The 18,995-nt window shown below is 47.7% G+C and carries 19 protein-coding genes; 8 read left to right on the forward strand and 11 right to left on the reverse strand.

Annotation, left to right across the window (positions count from 1 at the left end):
• Nucleotides 1–7 precede the first annotated feature (7 nt).
• The 5 genes from PTW35_RS11025 to PTW35_RS11045 all read right to left on the reverse strand — a co-directional run bounded on the left by PTW35_RS11025 (nucleotide 8) and on the right by PTW35_RS11045 (nucleotide 5,369).
• Nucleotides 8–1,288: a glucose-6-phosphate isomerase gene (locus PTW35_RS11025; RefSeq protein ID WP_281025028.1), complete on the reverse strand. Its 1,281-nt coding sequence runs from the start codon at nucleotides 1,286–1,288 to the stop codon at nucleotides 8–10.
• 208 nt (nucleotides 1,289–1,496) lie between these two features.
• On the reverse strand, nucleotides 1,497–2,468 hold the full coding sequence (gene manA / locus PTW35_RS11030; protein WP_281025029.1) for a mannose-6-phosphate isomerase, class I: 972 nt from the start codon (nucleotides 2,466–2,468) through the stop codon (nucleotides 1,497–1,499).
• 23 nt (nucleotides 2,469–2,491) lie between these two features.
• Nucleotides 2,492–3,769 carry a TRAP transporter large permease gene (locus PTW35_RS11035; RefSeq protein ID WP_281025030.1) on the reverse strand — a complete coding sequence of 426 codons (1,278 nt, stop codon included), beginning with the start codon at nucleotides 3,767–3,769 and terminating at the stop codon, nucleotides 2,492–2,494.
• Between the two features lie 3 nt (nucleotides 3,770–3,772).
• On the reverse strand, nucleotides 3,773–4,291 hold the full coding sequence (locus PTW35_RS11040; protein WP_281025031.1) for a TRAP transporter small permease: 519 nt from the start codon (nucleotides 4,289–4,291) through the stop codon (nucleotides 3,773–3,775).
• A gap of 55 nt (nucleotides 4,292–4,346) precedes the next feature.
• Nucleotides 4,347–5,369: a TRAP transporter substrate-binding protein gene (locus tag PTW35_RS11045; protein ID WP_281025032.1), complete on the reverse strand. Its 1,023-nt coding sequence runs from the start codon at nucleotides 5,367–5,369 to the stop codon at nucleotides 4,347–4,349.
• A gap of 360 nt (nucleotides 5,370–5,729) precedes the next feature.
• Between PTW35_RS11045 and PTW35_RS11050 the strand changes: the two genes are divergently transcribed.
• The 8 genes from PTW35_RS11050 (at nucleotide 5,730) to PTW35_RS11085 (ending at nucleotide 13,870) form a co-directional block, all read left to right on the forward strand.
• Nucleotides 5,730–6,620: a PfkB family carbohydrate kinase gene (locus PTW35_RS11050; RefSeq protein WP_281025033.1), complete on the forward strand. Its 891-nt coding sequence runs from the start codon at nucleotides 5,730–5,732 to the stop codon at nucleotides 6,618–6,620.
• Between the two features lie 16 nt (nucleotides 6,621–6,636).
• Complete coding sequence (locus PTW35_RS11055; protein ID WP_281025034.1) at nucleotides 6,637–7,512, forward strand: class II fructose-bisphosphate aldolase; 876 nt, start codon at nucleotides 6,637–6,639, stop codon at nucleotides 7,510–7,512.
• 48 nt (nucleotides 7,513–7,560) lie between these two features.
• Nucleotides 7,561–8,997 (forward strand): lactate racemase domain-containing protein, encoded by a 1,437-nt coding sequence (locus PTW35_RS11060; protein ID WP_281025035.1) that lies wholly within the window; start codon nucleotides 7,561–7,563, stop codon nucleotides 8,995–8,997.
• Between the two features lie 82 nt (nucleotides 8,998–9,079).
• Nucleotides 9,080–10,342 (forward strand): LarC family nickel insertion protein, encoded by a 1,263-nt coding sequence (locus tag PTW35_RS11065; RefSeq protein ID WP_281025036.1) that lies wholly within the window; start codon nucleotides 9,080–9,082, stop codon nucleotides 10,340–10,342.
• Nucleotides 10,339–11,145, forward strand: a complete 807-nt coding sequence (locus tag PTW35_RS11070) for an ATP-dependent sacrificial sulfur transferase LarE (RefSeq protein ID WP_281025037.1) — start codon at nucleotides 10,339–10,341, stop codon at nucleotides 11,143–11,145. The genes PTW35_RS11065 and PTW35_RS11070 overlap by 4 nt, the downstream gene beginning before the upstream one ends.
• The gene (gene larB / locus PTW35_RS11075; RefSeq protein WP_281025038.1) at nucleotides 11,145–11,801 is read left to right on the forward strand and encodes a nickel pincer cofactor biosynthesis protein LarB; all 657 of its coding nucleotides are present in this window, start codon (nucleotides 11,145–11,147) and stop codon (nucleotides 11,799–11,801) included. Before PTW35_RS11070 ends, larB begins: the two co-directional genes overlap by 1 nt.
• A gap of 183 nt (nucleotides 11,802–11,984) precedes the next feature.
• Nucleotides 11,985–12,875, forward strand: a complete 891-nt coding sequence (locus PTW35_RS11080) for a PfkB family carbohydrate kinase (RefSeq protein WP_281025039.1) — start codon at nucleotides 11,985–11,987, stop codon at nucleotides 12,873–12,875.
• A 302-nt stretch (nucleotides 12,876–13,177) separates the two neighbouring features.
• Nucleotides 13,178–13,870 carry a hypothetical protein gene (locus PTW35_RS11085; RefSeq protein ID WP_281025040.1) on the forward strand — a complete coding sequence of 231 codons (693 nt, stop codon included), beginning with the start codon at nucleotides 13,178–13,180 and terminating at the stop codon, nucleotides 13,868–13,870.
• 55 nt (nucleotides 13,871–13,925) lie between these two features.
• On the opposite strand, the gene PTW35_RS11090 is transcribed toward PTW35_RS11085, so the two are convergent.
• From PTW35_RS11090 to PTW35_RS11115, 6 genes are all read right to left on the reverse strand, one after another.
• Complete coding sequence (locus PTW35_RS11090) at nucleotides 13,926–14,213, reverse strand: hypothetical protein (protein ID WP_281025041.1); 288 nt, start codon at nucleotides 14,211–14,213, stop codon at nucleotides 13,926–13,928.
• A 287-nt stretch (nucleotides 14,214–14,500) separates the two neighbouring features.
• Nucleotides 14,501–15,097, reverse strand: a complete 597-nt coding sequence (locus PTW35_RS11095) for an ATP-binding cassette domain-containing protein (protein WP_281025042.1) — start codon at nucleotides 15,095–15,097, stop codon at nucleotides 14,501–14,503.
• The gene (locus PTW35_RS11100; protein ID WP_281025043.1) at nucleotides 15,081–15,791 is read right to left on the reverse strand and encodes an ATP-binding cassette domain-containing protein; all 711 of its coding nucleotides are present in this window, start codon (nucleotides 15,789–15,791) and stop codon (nucleotides 15,081–15,083) included. Before PTW35_RS11100 ends, PTW35_RS11095 begins: the two co-directional genes overlap by 17 nt.
• Entirely contained in the window at nucleotides 15,791–16,612 is an 822-nt protein-coding gene (locus PTW35_RS11105) for an ABC transporter permease (protein WP_281025044.1), read from the reverse strand. Before PTW35_RS11105 ends, PTW35_RS11100 begins: the two co-directional genes overlap by 1 nt.
• Complete coding sequence (locus PTW35_RS11110; protein ID WP_281027489.1) at nucleotides 16,605–17,582, reverse strand: ABC transporter permease; 978 nt, start codon at nucleotides 17,580–17,582, stop codon at nucleotides 16,605–16,607. Before PTW35_RS11110 ends, PTW35_RS11105 begins: the two co-directional genes overlap by 8 nt.
• Entirely contained in the window at nucleotides 17,582–18,928 is a 1,347-nt protein-coding gene (locus PTW35_RS11115; protein ID WP_281025045.1) for an ABC transporter substrate-binding protein, read from the reverse strand. Before PTW35_RS11115 ends, PTW35_RS11110 begins: the two co-directional genes overlap by 1 nt.
• Between the last annotated feature and the right edge of the window lie 67 nt (nucleotides 18,929–18,995).

The raw sequence follows: 18,995 nt of genomic DNA on the forward strand, positions 1-18,995 counted from the left end.
GAAATAATTAACCCTTCAGTATTTTCATCATTTCCGATTTATATTGGTCAACACCATTTTGATCAAATGGATTCACCCCTGCCATATAACCGCCAATAGACACACTCATCATAAAGAAGTACATCAATCCACCAAGATGGAATTCATCCAACTTTGCAATGGCAATTTCAAGGTTGGGGACACCACCATCAGAGTGGGCCACCATGCTGGCCTGCTTAATCGAAGCCTGAATATGATTGAGGGATGACCCTGCGAGGAAGCCCAGATTATCCAAATCTTCTTCAAGGCTTGGAACCGGCACATCTACAGGTTTGTCATTCACGCTCAGCACTGTTTCAAATAAGTTGCGGCGGCCTTCCTGTACCCATTGCCCCAGTGAATGCAAATCCGTCGAGTAAAGCGCACTGGCGGGGAACAGGCCTTTGCCATCCTTACCATCACTTTCACCAAACAGCTGCTTTAGCCACTCGGAAAAAAACACCATATAAGGTTCGTAATTCACAAACAGCTCTATCTCTTTGCCTTTTTGAGTCATGATATTACGGGTAATCGCATATTTGAGTGACGGGTTAGCCTCAATATCATCGGACTCGCACACTGTCATCATTTGCTTGGCGCCGGCCAGCAATGCATCAATATCAATACCGGCAACCGCCAGCGGCAATAGGCCAACCGGCGTGAAAACTGAAAAGCGCCCACCAACCTCATGCGGCAGGTGGTACATTGGATACCCTTGTTCTGCGACGATATCTTTTAGCGGGCCTCGGTATTTATCCGTTGTAACAATGATACGCTCCCGCGCCCCTTCCTTGCCAAAGCGACGCTCCAGCTCAGCCCGTAAAATTCTGAACGTCACCGCGGTTTCCAATGCAATACCTTCTTTAGCAATAACATTAATGCAGTAATTTTTGTCTGCCAGATATGTCATGACCTCATCGAGGTAGCGAGAGCTCAAGTTATGGGCCGTAAATAGAATCTCGGTTTTTTCTTCTTTACCTACAGCGGGTTGAAGTGCTTCCAGGATGGCTTTATGGCCTAAATAAGACCCCCCGATACCGATACAGACAAAGGCATCAAACTGTTGCTGAATGTCTTCAGCTCTTTGTTTGATATCAGCAACTTCTTCCAAGTCAATGGTTTCGGGCAGGCGAATCCAACCATGGAAATCACTCCCCACCCCCTCCCCAGTTACCAGTTGATGGTGGGCCAATTTAGCATAAGGAGCCAATTGAATATACTCATGAGCTTTAACTGCTTGGTTTAGAAATTCAGTATTAATTGTTAGCATTTTTTGCTCCATAACTTGCAATATACCCCACACAATCTGCAGAGCTTAATAAAACATTGGTATTGGCAGGTATGATGAAAGTCTCACCCTGACAGTAGTGTTTGACATTATTTTCTATGGATACAGTCAAAGTTCCGCGGGCAACAAAAACCATACTTAAGAAAGGAAAGTGATATTGAGTGCTTTTGGACTGCCCTTCGACATAAAGTTACTGCAAACGAAATGCTGCCGTTCCACCATGTGAATATTGACGAATACTTTCTTGCCCACCTTCTGGGTGCAAGATCTTTGGTACCACTTCCTGGTAATCAATTAGCCGCAGGGCCTCATCGAGATCAACATGCAGTTTGGTGGGCCCGATACGTACTACGTTATCTGAATTCGACATAATCTCGATATTCTGCCCAGCAAGGTAAGCATGGGGGACACCTGCACCTTGGTATATCCCCTGTCCAACCGGTATATGGACAATATTCATCATCAACATAGCGAGTAAACCGCGATCGTAACCACTTCGTTGATCTAATACCGCGCGACAGACCCAATATTCAGGTAATTGTTGGTTCAACTCACAACGCGAATAGGGGTAACGATGAATATCAACCACTTCGCCAAGTAACTCGTTCACCTGGCACTGAGGCATTTTCATCAAACGCTCAAACGCAGCCTCAATACCAAATAGTTGCATTTGATCTGATAACTGATTGAATGTGGCATAAAGAGCAAAACGGCTGATAATTGTTGCCCTCGTAGCGAAGCCATGAGCAAGCCAACAGGGAGTCAATGCCACCATCATTTCTGGCTTGTCATTGCGATCTCGGTATGTCCGCTCGGGCGCCGTTCGTCCTATGCCCAGCTTATCTTGCCGGATAAAGCCTTCTTCGGCTTGCGCCTTTGTCGGATGGACCTGTATGGCCAACATATGCTCAACATCGAGGATTTTCATCAAAAATGGCAGTGGAAACTCTCCCTGCCGCTCTTCTTCATCCTGAACCTCGTTGTGTATTTTCAGCCAGTCAAGCAGGGATTGGTGGTTGCCATCCACGACCACCAAAGAACTATCATCGGGATGTGCTCCCAACCACCATTCAGCAAAAGGCTTGTTACCGGGGTTATCCCGCCCGATAAGGGAGGGAATAAAGCTCTCCCCTCCCCATGCGTAATGCCGTGGTTTTCCCAAAATTGAATAGATCCCCATAGTCATCACAGCCACATTGTTGAGAAGAACGGTACGAAGGTGATCAACAGCAAGGAAACCAACATCCCCATAACCAGAGGGAAGGCCCCTTTGAATACTTGAGGTACAGAGGTATTACTCAACTGGTTGGCAATGAACAGGTTGCCGCCAAATGGAGGGGTTACAAAACCTATCCCTAAGTTGATGATCATCATGATACCGAATTGATAAACCCCCATTCCGAACTGTTGGAGCAGCGGATAAAGCAGCGGAGTCAGGATAATGATTGCCGCCAGCGTATCCATAAAACAGCCAACGAACAGCAAGAACAGATTAATCATCAACAATGTCATCAGCATGGTACTGACATTATCAGACATCATACCGGCAATAATGGCAGGCACATCCTGTGACGTCAGCACCTTGCCGAAGGCCGTTGCAAAGGTCATGAGGAACATTGCCACAACGGTGATCATGGCCGCTGTCGACAGCACCTTGAAGGTATCGCGAATTTTGAGGTCCTTGTGGACAAACACCCCGATGATGTATGAGTAAAAGCATGCAACAGCAGCTGATTCTGTTGGGGTGAAAATACCTGAATAAATACCACCTAATATAATTACTGGCGTCAAGATGGCCCAGCGGGCGTGCTTGAATGCTGCTATCTTAGTTTTGAATGTCCCTTTTTCACGATGCGCCCCCCAACCATTAAGGCGTGAGATCCACCATGCCGGCACAGCCATTCCAATGGCCAGCAGCAACCCAGGAACAATACCGGCGAGAAACATATCCGACACCGATGTCGCGTACTGGGTGAGCGAATAGATAATCATCGGGTTGCTCGGTGGAATAATAATGGCGATAACGCCTGAACAGGCAGCAACACCAGCGGCAAATCCAGGATGGTAACCCTGTTTAATCATCGCTGGGATAGTGATGCTACCGACCGCGGCTACCGTTGCCGGTGCAGAGCCCGACAGTCCACCGAATATTACACTGGTCATAATGGTGACAATCGCCAGACCACCATACATATGACCGAAAAACTCGTCGGATAAATCCAGGATACGCTGTGCAACCCCGCCAGTCGCCATTATTGTCCCAGCCAACACGAACATCGGAATAGCCAGTAGCGGGAAGCTATCGATGGACTGGAAGGTATCCAGTGCCATTTCAAAGACTTCAAGGCCAAGGATTTTGTTATAAATAATTAGAACAATACCAATAGCAATGGCCACCGGAACCCTGACCATCACCATCGCGATAAAACCCAGAATGAGCAATAGAACATGTACTGTGGTCATTATTTACACCTCCTCGTGAAGTGCTAGGTCGGTATTTCCAGCGTGTCTGTATTCCAACACCGAGGAAATAATTTTTTGAATAATACGTACGCAGGTTAAACCAAATGCAAACGGCAACATGGAAAGTTGAATCCAATATTCAAAGCCAAGGGCTTCGGTTTTGGTTCCTAGCATCTTATGAAACTCTACGGCCTCTAATGCAGCCTTGGTAAATAAATAGGCAAAGAGTAAAAATAAGACTTTGGAGATAACATCTAAAATAAGCTTCTTCTTTGCTGATATATTTTGGGGCCATAGGTCTATGATGATATGTCTATTTAACTTTACCGCCCAGGGAACCCCCAGAAAAACAATAAACAGCATCAACATCCTTGCTATCTCATCGGTAAATGCTGATGGCGACATAAACACGTAACGGTTTAGGACTTCTATATTCAGTGATACCGCAATGTAACCAAGCATTAGGGCACAGAAAAACTCTTCAAAATGCTGGTCAATCTTTTTTAATAAAGTCAGTAACATAATTACCTCAACAAAACGTCACCTGCACGGCGATACAGGTGACTTTTGAGTAGAATTACTGCGCTGCAGCCGTTTTAATCATATTGATAAATTCGAGTTCGTCATCACTTAGGCCACGGGTTGCCAAAGGCTCGGCAGCTTCAATGGCTGCTCGGCGGAATGAATTGAGCTCTTCATCGGTTGGCTGGATCACTGTTGCGCCATTAGCAGCAAAAGAAGCAAAGGCGCCTTCAATCGCATCGTAATGGATTTGTTTGGTGTTCATAACCGCTTCATCCGCAGCCTGCTGAAGAATATCTTGTTGCTCTTGAGACAAACGATCCCAGTAGCGCTTATTAATAACGACAAATGTAGGGTGAGCTTGGAAGTTCAGGTTATTGAACACCTTCGCCACTTCATTCAAAGCAAAAGCCTGTGCAGTCACCGGCGGGATAGCAAGGCCATCAACAATTCCTGTTTGCAAAGAGGTGTAGACCTCAGAGATCCCCATCGTCGTACCCGCAGCCCCCCAGCTCTCTACAATACCGCGCTCTACAGGGTTAGGTGTCACACGAAACTTCATGCCACTCACATCATCCATAGTGCGAACGGTCTTACCATTGGTCAGAACACCGCGGAACTCAAACGGTGTAGCATAAAGCAGGCGCAGGTTCTTTTCGCCAAGGAAAGCTTGCAGCTTATCAGCGACGTCACCACCTAGCTTACCGTCTTGGTAAAGCAACTGGATACTCTGCTCTGGGCCGTCTAGCAAAAACGGCACATCAAACGCCTTGAATGCATCAACCACAGTCCCCAGGTTGGCACCTGAAGTCTGTGCAGCATGTACCTGGCTACCAATCTGCGCTTTTTGCAATAACTGGGTATCATTACCCAAAGCACCACCAAAACTTGTCTGAACTGTAATCGCCCCATCAGATAATTCTTGCGCCCTTTCTTGGAAAGCAATCATTGTCTGGGACATTGGGGTATTGGCTTGCGTGGTATTAGCAATGGTCAAATGGGTGCTTTTCGCAAAAGCTGATGTGGAAGTTATTGCCATTGTTAATGCCGCTGCAAGAACAGTAATAGACCTCTTCATATGTTTTCCCTTTCACGTTATTGGATTTACTAATAGTTATGGTTTGAACAACTCACTTTACGGTGAGTTTTATTATCACTGGCTTCCCTGTTTTTTAATTTATCGCTTACCTCAACACATTATAGAGACCCAGATCACATTAATAATTAGTGTGATCTAAGTCACTTCATTTTTGTGATCTTCAACATTAACCAAAAAAGAATAAGTAATTGATTAAATGGGATATTATATATTTATATTGAGATTGATCACCTTTTTGAAAAGTGAGGTATTGATCAAATAATGAATTTCATATGAAAATATCCTCACTGGTTTGAGCTTTCCTGGCTTCCAAACAATTAACTTTGTGAGGAACTAGTGTTGAAAATTTTATGTATCGGCAACGCCACATGGGATCGCATTTTTAATGTCGATGAAATCCCGTCTAAAGCAACAAAATACTTCTCGACGACATACCATGAAATTGGTGGGGGTGTAGCTGCAACCGCAGCAGTGGCTATTGCAACACTTGGTGCTGAAGTATCTTTATTGGCACGATTGGGCAATGACAATGTCGGCGATGCCATTACAAAAGATCTAAAAAAATGGGGGGTCGACACTTCATTGCTAAAGCAATTTGACGACCTTAGCTCCAGTAATGCTGTCGTACATGTTGACCCTGCAGGCGAACGCCAAATTACCGTTCATCGTGATCCCTTGCTACCCGTTAACAGTGATTGGATCACAGCTGATTTCCTTGATGGTGTGGATTGTATATTGTGTGACTGCACGTGGGGAGAAGGTGCGGAAAAGTTACTAAACCTCGCCAACCATAAAGGCATACCATCGGTTATCGATGCCGATCTTGGTGGCGAGACCATGGAAAAACTGGTCAAACTGGGTACAGATATCGCCTTTTCCTACCCAGCCCTTTGCCAAATGACTGGCGAAACAACTATCAACAAAGCCTTACAGGTAGCCCAACAAAAAACGACAGGCACCGTCTACGTCACCAATGGTGAGCATGGTTGCTACTGGATTGAAGATGGCACCGTCAAACATGTCCCTGGCTACAGTGTCGATGTCATTGACACCACCGGAGCCGGCGATGTTTTTCATGGGGCGTTGGCTTTCGCTATCGCCAACAAATTAAGTGGGGAAAATGCCGTTAACTTCGCCAACGCAGTTGCTGCTTTGAAGTGTACCAAGCCTGGAGGCCGTGCTGGTATTCCAAATTACGAACAAGTTATTCAATTTATTAAATCAAATTAATACAAAGGATTTATTTATGGCTCTTGTAACATTAAAAGATGTATTAGCCCATGCAAAAGAAAATAAATATGCCGTCGGTAGTTTTAATGCGGTTGATTTTAATCTTTTACGCGGATTAATCGCAGCAGCGGAGCAAGAAAAGTCCCCCATTATTATTAATTTGGGACAAGGCCAATTCCGCCTTACACCACCGGAGCTGATCGCTCCGACTATGGTAAAAATGGCACAAGAAGCCTCAGTACCGGTTGTCCTTCACCTAGACCATGGAAAGGATGTTGAAACATGTATCCGCGCTCTTCGCCTTGGTTTCTCATCTGTTATGTACGACGGCTCTGCGCTGCCTTTTGAAGAAAACCTGAAAAATACCCAAGACGTTATCCGTTTTGCCAGCTATTACGGAGCTTCCGTCGAGGCTGAGATTGGCAAAGTCGGCAATACCGAAACCGGTGATGAAGAAGAACTACAGGCCGCAACAGAACAAACTGAAGATCAGCTTACCAAACCTCAAGAAGCCGAGGCTTTCGCCAACGGCGCAACAGGGCTAGACGCCCTTGCGGTTGCATTTGGTACCGCCCACGGCCTTTACCATGGCGAACCAAAACTCGATTTCGAGCGCTTGCGTGATATCAGCAATAGCGTTGAAGTGCCACTCGTGATGCATGGTGGTTCAGGGCTTGATGACAGCGTCTACCGTGATGCCATTGCTTGCGGTGTATCCAAAATCAACTACTTCACCAATATGTCACATGATGTGGGCAAGCAGGTTCAAACCATGCTGAACAGCAAAGAAGAAGCCTACTACCACGACATCATTCTTTGCTCTATTGAAGCCACCAAGCAGCATGCCGCACGTATTATGCAAGTCTTTGGCAGTAGTGGCCAAGCCAAATAACCACCGGATAAATATACCAACAATTAAAGATTTGAGACTGAGGAAAATATGAAAACTATCCAATTCGAATATGGCCCGGGTTTTATGGCAGCCCAACTTCCTGATTCAGCCGATGTATTTATTCCGGGCGAAACAGTTAAAGACCCAGAGTCTCTGGTTGACCCAATATCCGCCACCCGTGACTCCATTTTAAATCCGATCGGCATGCCACCTATTAGCGAACAGGTCAAAGCAGGCTCGAAAGTTGCCATTGTTTTCCCAGACCGTGTTAAGGGTGGCTGCCATGACACAGCCCACCGCAGGATTTCTATTCCAATTATCTTGGAAGAATGCCGCAAAGCTGGTGTTGAGAAAAAAGATATCACCCTGATTTGCAGTAACGGCCTACACCGTAAGAATACAGAGAAAGAACTTCGTGAAATTCTTGGCGATGAGGTATTCAACGCCTTCTACTGGGAAGGACAGGTCGTAAACCACGACAGTGAAGACTGGGACAACCTGGTTGATCTTGGCCGGAATGAGCACGGCGATAAAGTTGTGATGAATAAAACCGTGTTTGAGGCGGATTTGGCTGTCATGATCGGCCATACGCTGGGCAACCCTTATGGTGGTTACTCGGGAGGTTACAAACACTGCGCCACCGGTATTACCAACTGGGAATGTATCGCCTCTCACCACATTCCACGGGTGATGCACCGCGAGGACTTCACCCCGGTCTCCAGCAAAAGCCTGATGCGCCAGAAATTCGACCAAATTGGCAAGCACATGGAAAAATGCATGGGCAAGAAGTTCTTTACCTGTGATGCGGTACTGAATACATTTTCCCAACAAATTTCTGTCTATACTGGCGGGTGTGAAGACATCCAGCCCTATTGCTTTGCTGATGCCGACAAGCGTACTTATGCAAACTGGGCAGAAAAAAAGTATGACATCATGGTGTTCGGTATGCCGCAGAACTTCCATTACGGTAACGGCCACGGCACCAACCCGGTACTGATGATGCAAGCTATCGGGGCGCAAATCATCCGTCACAAGCGGGTCATGTCTGACAACTGCGTAGTGATTTGTTCTTCGCTGTGCAACGGCTATTTCCATGATGAAGAGTTCCCTTCATACCGCAAGCTGTTTGAGCTATTCCAGACCGATTACTGCAACACTTTAGTCGATATCAACAAGCATATTGAATATATCGCCCGTGATGAAGAGATGATCAAGCAATACCGTTTCAACTATGGCTATCACCCTTTCCACGGTTTCTCCATGACATCATGCGGCCATATTGCCGAGATGAACACTAAAGCCGTTTATATCGTCGGAGCTCAAGAGCCAGGACTGGCCCGTCAGATGGGAATGAAAACCCGTGCAACGTTCGAGGAGGCTTTGGCCGACGCCGTCCGCTACACCGGCACCAACCCAAATATCCTTGCCCTACCACAGGCATTTACCCGGGCCGCGATGCATCTGGGAAGCAAGGAAGACCAATAAACCGTAATAGATATTTTCCTGAGTTTGCCACCGTTTAGGCGGTGGCCTTTTTACCATCCAGATGACAACGCGTGGGGCAAAAATGCATATTCATCTAGATTTAATTGGCGGGATTGCTGGGGATATGTTCTCTGCAGCAATGTTAGATGCGCACCCGCATTTAGAACAACCTTTACTCGGCATGCTGAACTCGTTGGAGTTAGATGATCAGGTCATTGTTTCGCTGGAGCATGGCGAAGACAAAGGACTCAACGGTAAACGATTTAATGTTGATCTCATCGCACCATTACACCCTCATCACCATTCGCACAGCCATGAGCAAGAACATAGCGATGAGCAAAAATACCGTCACGAACACGGACACAGCCACGACCATCACCACCATCATGACTGGCAGCAGATCCGCCGCTATCTAACTAATAGCTCGCTGGAACACTGCGTCAAAGAGCATGCTATAGGCATATTCAGTCTTCTGGCTACCGCAGAAGCAAAAGTCCACAATATGGACATTGAACATGTCCAATTCCATGAGGTGGGTGCCTGGGATTGTATCGTCGATATCATTTCCGCCGCCTGGCTCATCCATCACAGTCATGCCACTTCCTGGTCTGTCTCTGGCCTGCCTTGGGGGGGAGGCACCGTAAAATGTGCCCATGGCGTTATTCCGGTACCAGCACCAGCCACTTTAAATTTGCTCACAGGCTTCCATTTTGTTGATGATGGCGAGCTAGGTGAGCGAATCACCCCGACAGGTGCGGCGATCCTGGCTTGGTTATCACCGGAGCAAAAGGTAGCAAAGGGACAATTACAGGGCACTGGCTACGGCTTTGGTACCAAAAGACTGTCACAGCGCGCCAATGTCATCAGGGCAAGCCTGCTTGAGCCCTCGCCTGAACAACAAAAAGAGCAAATCGCAATTGTTCAATGCGATATCGATGATATGACAGGCGAAATGATTGCCAATGCCAGGGAGTCCCTGCGCCAGCATCCCGGCGTATTGGAAATTACGGAAAGTGTATCCCACGGCAAGAAACATCGAATGATCAGCACACTGACCTTACTGTGCCAACCTTATCACCTCGATGACATAGTGACGGCGATACTCAACCAGACATCGACACTTGGCGTCAGACACTGGCTGTGCGACAGGGTTAGCCTACCCCGGCTCCATCACCAAATTTCCCATAACGGCAAGGCATTCAACGTCAAAACGGTTAAGCGCCCAGACGGTAGCCAAACCACCAAACTTGAAGCCGACCACCTTGAAGATGCGGGTCCGAGTTACCACCAAAAGCAGCAGCTCAAGCATACGATTGAGCACCACGTACAAGAGGTAGAACTATGACAGTCATAGATAAAATACAGGCTCTCGAAACTGTATTGCAGCAAATTGGCAAAGTCACTGTTGCCGTAAGTGGTGGTGTAGACAGCATGACATTGGCATACGTGGCCCATCAAACCCTGGGGGACAAGGCCAAAATGGTCCATGCGACCTCTTCGGCGGTGCCCGGTGCTGATACCCAACGAATCCAGAAATACGCCAAGCAACAAGGCTGGCAACTAGAGCTGGTGCAAGCCGGAGAGATGCAAAATAGCGCCTACCGCAGCAATCCAGTCAACCGTTGTTACCACTGCAAATCAGCACTTTACTCGACGTTGACCACCATTGGATTTGGCCAAGTCGTATCCGGAACCAATCTCGATGACCTGAGCGACTACCGGCCGGGGCTAATTGCAGCAAAAGAGAAAGCGGTCCGCCATCCATTTGTCGAAGCGGATATCGACAAGTCGACAATTCGCCTGATAGCCCAGCATTTTGGCCTAAGCGATATCGCATTTTTACCTGCATCTCCTTGTCTGGCCAGTCGGGTCGAAACCGGGGTTTTCATCCAGCCCGAACAGCTCGATTTGATCAACCGGGTAGAAACGAGCCTGAGAAAGCAAATCAATGCCGAAAATATCCGCTGCCGATTGTTGGCCCAACGGCTGGTGCTGCAAATTGATGAAGACAAACTCAGCACCCTCCATGAGGTGATGATCAACAACATCATTGCCGATGCCCAGTCCATGGCCAGCGAAGTTGGTTTGTCATTACCAGTCGATGTCGCGCCCTATAAACGCGGCAGTGCATTTGTGAGGGTCGCCTGATGAGCAATATTACCATGGACTTTGAACGCCGGGCCCGCTGCGGGATTGAAGAAGCCGTGTTCTGCGAAAGTAAAACAGCAGATCAAATCGACATCATTATCGATATGGCACTCGGACAAAAACGACGCCTGCTGCTAACTCGGCTAGGCGAGGACAAATTCAAGCAACTTGCCTCCTCTCATCAACAAAAGCTGATGTTTGACCCGCTGGGGCGGGTCTCCGTTTTGGGTGATCTTGAGCCGCCCAAAAGGAGTGCCAGCGTTGCAATTGTGTCTGGAGGTGCCTCCGATGCTGCAGTGTGCAATGAAGTCGCAACGACCTTGGCCTATCACGGTATCCATTGCGAACGCTATGAAGATATCGGCGTCGCAGCACTGTGGCGTTTGACAAACCGTTTAGAAGAGATTCAGCAGGCCAATATCATCATTGCAGTCGCAGGCATGGAAGCGGCCTTACCCACGGTATTGTCCGGTATGATTGCCACACCGATCATCGCAGTGCCCACCTCAGTCGGCTATGGTGTGAGTGAAGGGGGCCATCTGGCGCTGAACGCTTGCCTTGGAAGCTGTGCGGCCGGCCTGACGACCGTCAATATCGACAACGGTTTCGGAGCCGCATGCGCGGCAATTAAACTCATCAACCAATTCTGCCGCTAAGAAACATAGGCACTACACCGAGCCCCGCGCACAGACCAGGCACATAGCACCTCAGGGTGTACTGGTTAGGGCCACGCTAGTGGCCCGATTTATCCATCGACGACTTTCAATACCACTTAAATTACTAATCCGTTACACTATTCGTGTATTTGGTTACCAAACAACAATTAGAAGAAGATTATTTTGAAGACTGTCATTTGCCTAGGAAACGCTACTTGGGACCAAACTTTTTCGGTCAGTACATCGCAGCAACAAGCCGCAAAATCATACGCTGACGGCTTTTCTGTCAGTGGAGGGGGCGTTGCCGCAACCGCAGCCGTTGCCATTGCCAATGCCGGCGAACCTGTCAATTTCATCGGCCGGATGGGAACTGATATGGTCGGCAAACAAATATCCGATGAACTCATCGCTCACGGCGTCAACATTGATCATTGCCTGCGTTACGAACAAGTCCAGTCATCCATTGCCACCATTATCCTTGATGAAGAGCACTCCTCGAAGATCTACGTCTATAACGACCCCTCCATGCCCAAAGATACCTCGTCGCTTTTTGGCTTGGATCTAAGCGACACCAGTGCGATCGTTGCCGATCTCACCTGGCCGGAAGGAGCTAAAGTACTGTTTGAGCTGGCAAAGCAAAAAGGGATCCCAACGTTTCTCCGAGTAAGCTACTTTGACCAATCACTCATCGAACTGCTTGAACTGGCCGACTGCTGCGTTTTCAGCCACCCTTCCCTGCTGGCAATGACCTCTGATATCCAACACAAGCGGGCACTAAACAAAGCGATCAAACGGGTTGGCGGCTCGGCGGTTGTCACTCTGAGCCAGCGTGGCTGCGCATGGCTGCACGAGGGGACATTTGCCAATATCCCAGGGCATCAGGTCGATGTAGCAGACACCACAGGCGCCGGTGACATTTTCATCGGTATTCTCGCCATGCAGGTTGGCAAAGGACAACCGTTCGACCAGGCCATCAATACAGCTAACCATGTTGCCGCACTGAGCTGTGAATTCATGGGAGCAAGACAGCTAGCCAATTGCGATAAAGCCCAAGCGGTCCTTAATAACTCCTGAGTGCGTCAATTGCATATCCCACAGGTAACAACACAGCCTCCTCGAAATAGAGCACTATTTCGAGAGGGGGCATTGACGCCAATTCAATCGCTTTTAGACATTTTAAGTCAGTAATTCTACAAGTTCAGCAAAACATCAATTATCTGCGGGCGGCAAAATCACTTAAGATGACGTAAAGTTGATACTTATCCGAAATGAAATCTAGTGATTTGATTAGATTGCAATAACGGAGTCTTAACTTAAACTTAAACTTAAACTTAAACTTAAACTTAAACTTAAACTTAAGGATAAAAGACGGCTGAGTGCTAACCTTACAAATGATGACATTTAAGCAGCTTCTACTTTTTGCGGTGAGTTTTTTGTTTAGCACTGGTGCAATTATGAACATTGGTTTTTCGAGTTTTTTTTGGGGAATACCATTTTTTTTAATACTTGCCCATCTGCTCCTTCAGCTTAATAGATCGGGCAAGCTGATTGCCCTTGCTGTTTTACCCCTCATATGGGTACCGTTCATTCACAAAGAAAACAATCGCCTTTACTTTCCCGTCATTGACTCGAAGCTGAGCCTTCTAGAATCAGCTTGGTGTGCAACTCTATTCACTGATACAGAGTATTATAGCTTGTGGCCCAAAGAGACTTTCAATAGTTCCTATAATGAGGATAGATACATAAAGGATAAATACTGCTTAGAGGGTGCCAATAGTTTCACTATCGTCGGAGTGCATGTGTCTCACGCTGATTTTGGCGTTAATCTATGGCCTATTATTCAAAATGACCAAAGCAGTAAAAAGTATCTACTTTACGAAGGTTATATTTCTGGCGGATTAACAGAAAAAACCATAACCAGCGATAGTTTGAAACCATCTACCCAATATCAGAGTCACTTAACTTTATATCTAGGCTCCCTGATGTACTACCCTATGCTGCCTATTATACTTTACTCTGCAATTAAGAATGCTTGGCTTCCAGAAAACTTAATACAAAGTCCGAATTAGAACACTTCAATATCAAATTGGCTGAAATAGCTAGGATTGATTCATAACAAAAACCTTAAACACAAAAAACAACCAGAACGGCACAATATAAAAGGGTAACAATCACTAAGGATGCTCGACGCTCTCCCAAATGATTAGCCCAGAAAATCATGATACCTCCTACCAGAGCCATCATAACACTCAACAATACTGGAATTTGCATTATTTGGGCAATACCTATTGCACCCCAACCCTCAATTGCGTTCAGATACAAGTAAAAGCTAATAAACATGATGATCGGTATGGGACTGAGCATAAAGTACCACTTTCGAAGCCACACAAACATGCGCTTCAAGCGCGCCATATCCCGTACCTCATTCAAATCTTAGTGATAGTCGCACTATGAAACTCTAATAAAGCTATGTTATACCCTTTTTTGGCCGTCCAAGACTCAAAAAGAAACGCAGTAGCAACTAGAGGATTATAGCCGCTTGATTGCATAAGACAATCGGGTAATCTTCCGGGCTAGCACCGAACAGCTAGTCGCTGCATTTGGAGATCAACTGGCCGAAATGGTTGTCATTACTGATGCAGACCAGAATACTATTTCAAATTTCCCTCCCTGTGTATCAGGCTTTAATCGGCATTGAACTAACCCATGATACATTCTGGCCACTTAATCACCCTGTCGCACACATTATTGAGCAAAGGATAACTGTGGGAGATAACCAGTGCCCCCAAATGCCTTTGCTGGATATCGGCAGCCAGCACCTGCCAAATGTACTGCTGGGTTATCGCATCAAGTTGAGCCGTGATTTCGTCACAAATCAGGTATTGTGTTGATGGTGCCAGCGCCCTGACAATATTTAACCTTTGCAACTCTCCCCCAGAAAGCTGGCTGGGTAGGCGCTTTAACCAAGCAGGATTGACCTGATAGCGCGCCAACATCTGCCCGGTGACATTGTGACTCTCGGCCAAAGAACGGGACAAACGCCAACGTGGATTGAAAGCGAACTCTGGTGACTGGCTAATCCACTGTACTGGGGAGCCCACACCAGTTTGTTTCATAGGGTGTGATAGCACCCCATGCGAATGGGGAACGAGTCCGGCCAATACTTGAGCGAGGGTGGATTTACCACATCCACTGGGGCCATATAGCCCGACAGTCTCTCCCGGCTTGATATTGATATCCGGAAATGCCAATCGCTGCCGCCCATACTCGAATGCCCCATTACGCAGACTTAGCATAGTGTCCTCCATTTTCCAGATACCAATGTTCAGGTGCGGCTTGCCACAAAGCCTGAGTGTATGGATCACAATGGTTATACCAGCCGGCTTGAATTGTCACATCGTCCACCAGTTTTCCCTGATGGAAAACCAATAAACGGTCAACATGCCGAGTCAAGGCAACAATGTCATGGCTAATGACAACCATCGACTGCCTATCCCCCTGCGACGTTGTCAGCAATGCCAGTAACTGCACTGCCCTGTCATGATCCAATCCAGAAGTCGGCTCATCAGCAACGAGTAGTGATTTGCCCTGTACCAACCCTAAGGCAATTAAAACCCGTTTAGCCATGCCGCCAGACAATTCTCCCGGGTATTTATTGAGTAAACTTATGTCCAACTGACAATGTTTGATGGTCTTGTGATATTGCGCTTCGCTGTGTGCCAACCCTTTCAGCTGGCGACTAACCCTAGCAGTGGGATTCAGGCAAGCTGCCGATTGAGGGATCAAGGCAATATCTTCATTACAGATAATCCCCCCTTGTTGTTCAAATCCTTGAGGAATAAAGCCCAACAGTGCATGAGCAAGTACGGTCTTTCCGCTGCCGCTTGCCCCGACAATACCGACTTTCTCTTTATTTCCCACCTCGAAAGTAACATTATCCAGCAGCTTATTAGCACCATGACAAACGCTTAACTGATCGATGAATAGCATTAATAACCCTTAATTTTTGCAAAACGTACACATGCCTGGCCAATAGCAGAAAGCCATAGCAGCACTACCAGCAAAACCACCCCCGGAAACAGCGCTAACCACCAATTACCGGATAACATATAGCGACTGGCTTCCGATAACAGGATGCCGATGGAAGGAGTTGTCGGCTCAAGGCCAAAGCCTAGAAAGGTCAAGCCAGAGACATGAACCAAGGCGTGGGGGATCATCAACAAAATACCAATTAAGCAGTGCGGTAAAATAAATGGCAGTACATGGTGCCATAACACCGTCCATTTTGGCCTGCCGAACTGTCCTGCCAACTGTACAAACTGGCACATCAACAGCCCCCTCTGTTCCTCCACCAGCAAGCGAGTTAATTTGGGCCAATGGGTCAGGGCCACTGCCCAGATAACCCCACTCATACTACCGCCGAGGGCCAATGTAAGGATGATCAGCAGCAGCAAATGCGGGATGGCCATAAACATATCCACCAGCAGGGCAACCCCCCATTCGCAGCGGCGGTTGAGCCCGGCAATCACCGTGAGAAACATGGCGATTAAACCGCTTAGGACGGCCGCGCCTCCTCCAATTTGCAAGCTCAACAACAGCCCCTTGAGGGTACGTCCCCACATATCACGTCCCATCACATCGGTACCAAACCAATGGCTCCATGTAGGGGGTTGCAATACCAGCTGTAGATCAATGCCCTGCCCTTGAGTGGGATAAAAGATGCAATACACAATAAAGAAGACAAAAACAGCGGTTAATTGCACGATGATTAGTGTTTGTTGCTTCAATGCCTGTCGATTGATTTCAGACATGTCCCCTCCCCTCCGGAAGTAATTTCATACTTATCAACCGTGCCAGCGCGTTACCGGCAAACACCAGCAGCATTGACAACAAGGTAATTGCCATCAACAAGGCAATGTCACCGTTGAGTCCGGCAACAACCATCGTCATACCGATACCCGGGAAGTTGAAAACGGTTTCAATCAAGGCCGAGCCCCCAAGCAGCTCAGACAACCCGGCAAACTGAAGAACAACGGCTGGTGTCAGCGTATTTCTAAACAGGTGATAACGGTAAATCCCCCACCCGCTCTTGCCTTGCAACCGAGCGTAAAGAACATGCTCACTTGCCAACACCTGGAGTGCCCGCTCACGGGTATGCATGGCCACATGGCTCATCCCGGACAACGAAAGAACAAGGGTTGGCATGATCAAATACGGCATCTGCTGCCACCAGCTCATCGCATTGGGAGATACTCCGATAGGCGCCCCACAGCATACCGGCACCCACTGCAATGTCACACCAAATAGGCTAAGCGCCAATAGTGCAATCCAAAACGCCGGGGCAGAAGCCGTCACCCAGCTCAACCCTTGAATAAAGCGATCAACTATGCGCCCTTGATATATAGCGGCTAATATCCCAGAGCTATACCCAAGTAGTAACGACCCGAGCCACCCCATTACCATTAACCGGAGGGTAAGCGGCACACGCTGGTTCAAGACTTCTATTACGGGCTGTTGCTGTGATATTGAAAAACCCAAGTCACCTTGCATCAAGTTCACTCCCCACTGGTGAAAACGTGTTGCCAAGGGTTGGTCTAGCCCTAATGTTCCCGAAAACTGGGCCGTGTGTTCAGCACTCATCGCAAAGAGGTTATCGCTGGTGTAATACAGCATAGGATCAATGGGAGACACTGCCAGCAGAGTAAAAGTCATGGCCAAAACCAAAGCACTCAACAACGTTAGCCGTCCGGCAATCGCTAGCCTGCTAGCTGACAGCTTCATCACGGGCAACTCCACTGCCATTGCTCAATGGTTCGGGTGATCGGCCAGCCGTGTTGATGGGGTTCAGGTAGCGGCTCACCAATATCGAGGCATTGATTGACAGCGTAAAGGTGGTTGATATTGACCAACCAGCTCCAAGGAAGATCGCGATCTAGTTGTTGGTACAACGCATCCCAGTATGGGCGTGTGTGCTCAATGCCACTGGCCTGTTTAATCCTAGAGAGATTGAAGTCAACTATTCCATTGGCATAGTAACCGGAGTTGTACCACCCCTCTCCGGCATTTTCACTGCCATAAACCAAGAACATTTCACTGATATTGTGACTACCAAAACCCATCAATACCGGATGATGTGACATTTCCCGCCCGATATGCGTCCAACTGGCTCCACGAACATTAACCTCGATCCCTAGCGGCTCAGCCATTGCGGCTACCGCCAGAGATAGCTGCTCGCGTACGCTGTCCCCGGCGGGATAATACAACGTAAAAATTGCCTTCACGCCGTCTCTCTCCCTAATAAGATTGCTCTTATCAAAGAACCAGCCTGCCAGTTCCAGCTGCAAGGAAATTTCGTCAATATCAGCAAGCTTCCGCGGTTCGATAGTCGGTCCCCAAGGTAATCCATCTGCTAGAGAGAAAGCTGGCCGGCCATAGCCCTGCAAAACACCAGAAACTAGCAGTTCTCGGTTAATTACCTGGTCAATCGCACGACGGATTGCAACATCGGAAGTGACCTCATTGCCACCACGCTCTTTGGAAAGAGGGTTAACGGGCCAAACAATACCCCGGTTATCATTGGTCTCGACAGAAACAAGTCGATGATTCCCACTTACCAAGCTGGCGTAACGCTGTGGCACCGACGCTAAGTCAATCTGGCCACTGCGCACCAAAGAGATCAGACTGTCTTCACTGGCAAATACGATAATCAGCTTTTGAACGGCAGGTTGCTGACCATAGTAATAGGGGTTGCGCTCAAGTACGATTTGTTGCCCTTTATCCCAGCGGACAAAACGGAATGGACCACTGCCCAACGGGTTCTGGCCGTAACTTTGCTGATAGACCTTGTGTGCGACAATACCGACGGATGCCAATAAATCAGCAAACCCCAAGTCAGGTTCAGCAAGATCAAAACGTAAGGTATTGAGGCTTTCAATGCTTATCTGCTCAATCATGCTGGCATCATGGACGGACTTTCCGTCCTGCAGTTGTTGGTAGGTAAAAGCGACATCCTTGGCAGTTAAACGGCTCCCATCACCAAAACGCACATCATCCCGGAGCGTTAGGGTCCAGCTCAAACGGTCATCAGAAACACTGACCTGTGTGGCTAAATCCGGAATAAGTTCCATTCCACGCCCGCGCTTTAACAGGGTCGATTGAATCAGGGGATCGCCATATCGTCCCCAACCCATAATG

Source organism: Photobacterium sp. DA100 (assembly GCF_029223585.1).
Classification (GTDB): Bacteria; Pseudomonadota; Gammaproteobacteria; order Enterobacterales; family Vibrionaceae; genus Photobacterium.

Coding starts and splice junctions, on each gene's coding strand:
- PTW35_RS11045 (WP_281025032.1), bottom strand. CDS start 5,369: ATGAAGAGGTCTATTACTGTTCTTGCAGCGGCATTAACAATGGCAATA.
- PTW35_RS11110 (WP_281027489.1), bottom strand. CDS start 17,582: ATGAAGCTGTCAGCTAGCAGGCTAGCGATTGCCGGACGGCTAACGTTG.
- PTW35_RS11060 (WP_281025035.1), top strand. CDS start 7,561: ATGAAAACTATCCAATTCGAATATGGCCCGGGTTTTATGGCAGCCCAA.
- PTW35_RS11095 (WP_281025042.1), bottom strand. CDS start 15,097: ATGCTAAGTCTGCGTAATGGGGCATTCGAGTATGGGCGGCAGCGATTG.
- PTW35_RS11090 (WP_281025041.1), bottom strand. CDS start 14,213: ATGGCGCGCTTGAAGCGCATGTTTGTGTGGCTTCGAAAGTGGTACTTT.
- PTW35_RS11025 (WP_281025028.1), bottom strand. CDS start 1,288: ATGCTAACAATTAATACTGAATTTCTAAACCAAGCAGTTAAAGCTCAT.
- PTW35_RS11035 (WP_281025030.1), bottom strand. CDS start 3,769: ATGACCACAGTACATGTTCTATTGCTCATTCTGGGTTTTATCGCGATG.
- PTW35_RS11105 (WP_281025044.1), bottom strand. CDS start 16,612: ATGTCTGAAATCAATCGACAGGCATTGAAGCAACAAACACTAATCATC.
- PTW35_RS11065 (WP_281025036.1), top strand. CDS start 9,080: ATGCATATTCATCTAGATTTAATTGGCGGGATTGCTGGGGATATGTTC.
- larB (WP_281025038.1), top strand. CDS start 11,145: ATGAGCAATATTACCATGGACTTTGAACGCCGGGCCCGCTGCGGGATT.
- PTW35_RS11100 (WP_281025043.1), bottom strand. CDS start 15,791: ATGCTATTCATCGATCAGTTAAGCGTTTGTCATGGTGCTAATAAGCTG.
- PTW35_RS11055 (WP_281025034.1), top strand. CDS start 6,637: ATGGCTCTTGTAACATTAAAAGATGTATTAGCCCATGCAAAAGAAAAT.
- PTW35_RS11070 (WP_281025037.1), top strand. CDS start 10,339: ATGACAGTCATAGATAAAATACAGGCTCTCGAAACTGTATTGCAGCAA.
- PTW35_RS11115 (WP_281025045.1), bottom strand. CDS start 18,928: ATGGAACTTATTCCGGATTTAGCCACACAGGTCAGTGTTTCTGATGAC.
- PTW35_RS11040 (WP_281025031.1), bottom strand. CDS start 4,291: ATGTTACTGACTTTATTAAAAAAGATTGACCAGCATTTTGAAGAGTTT.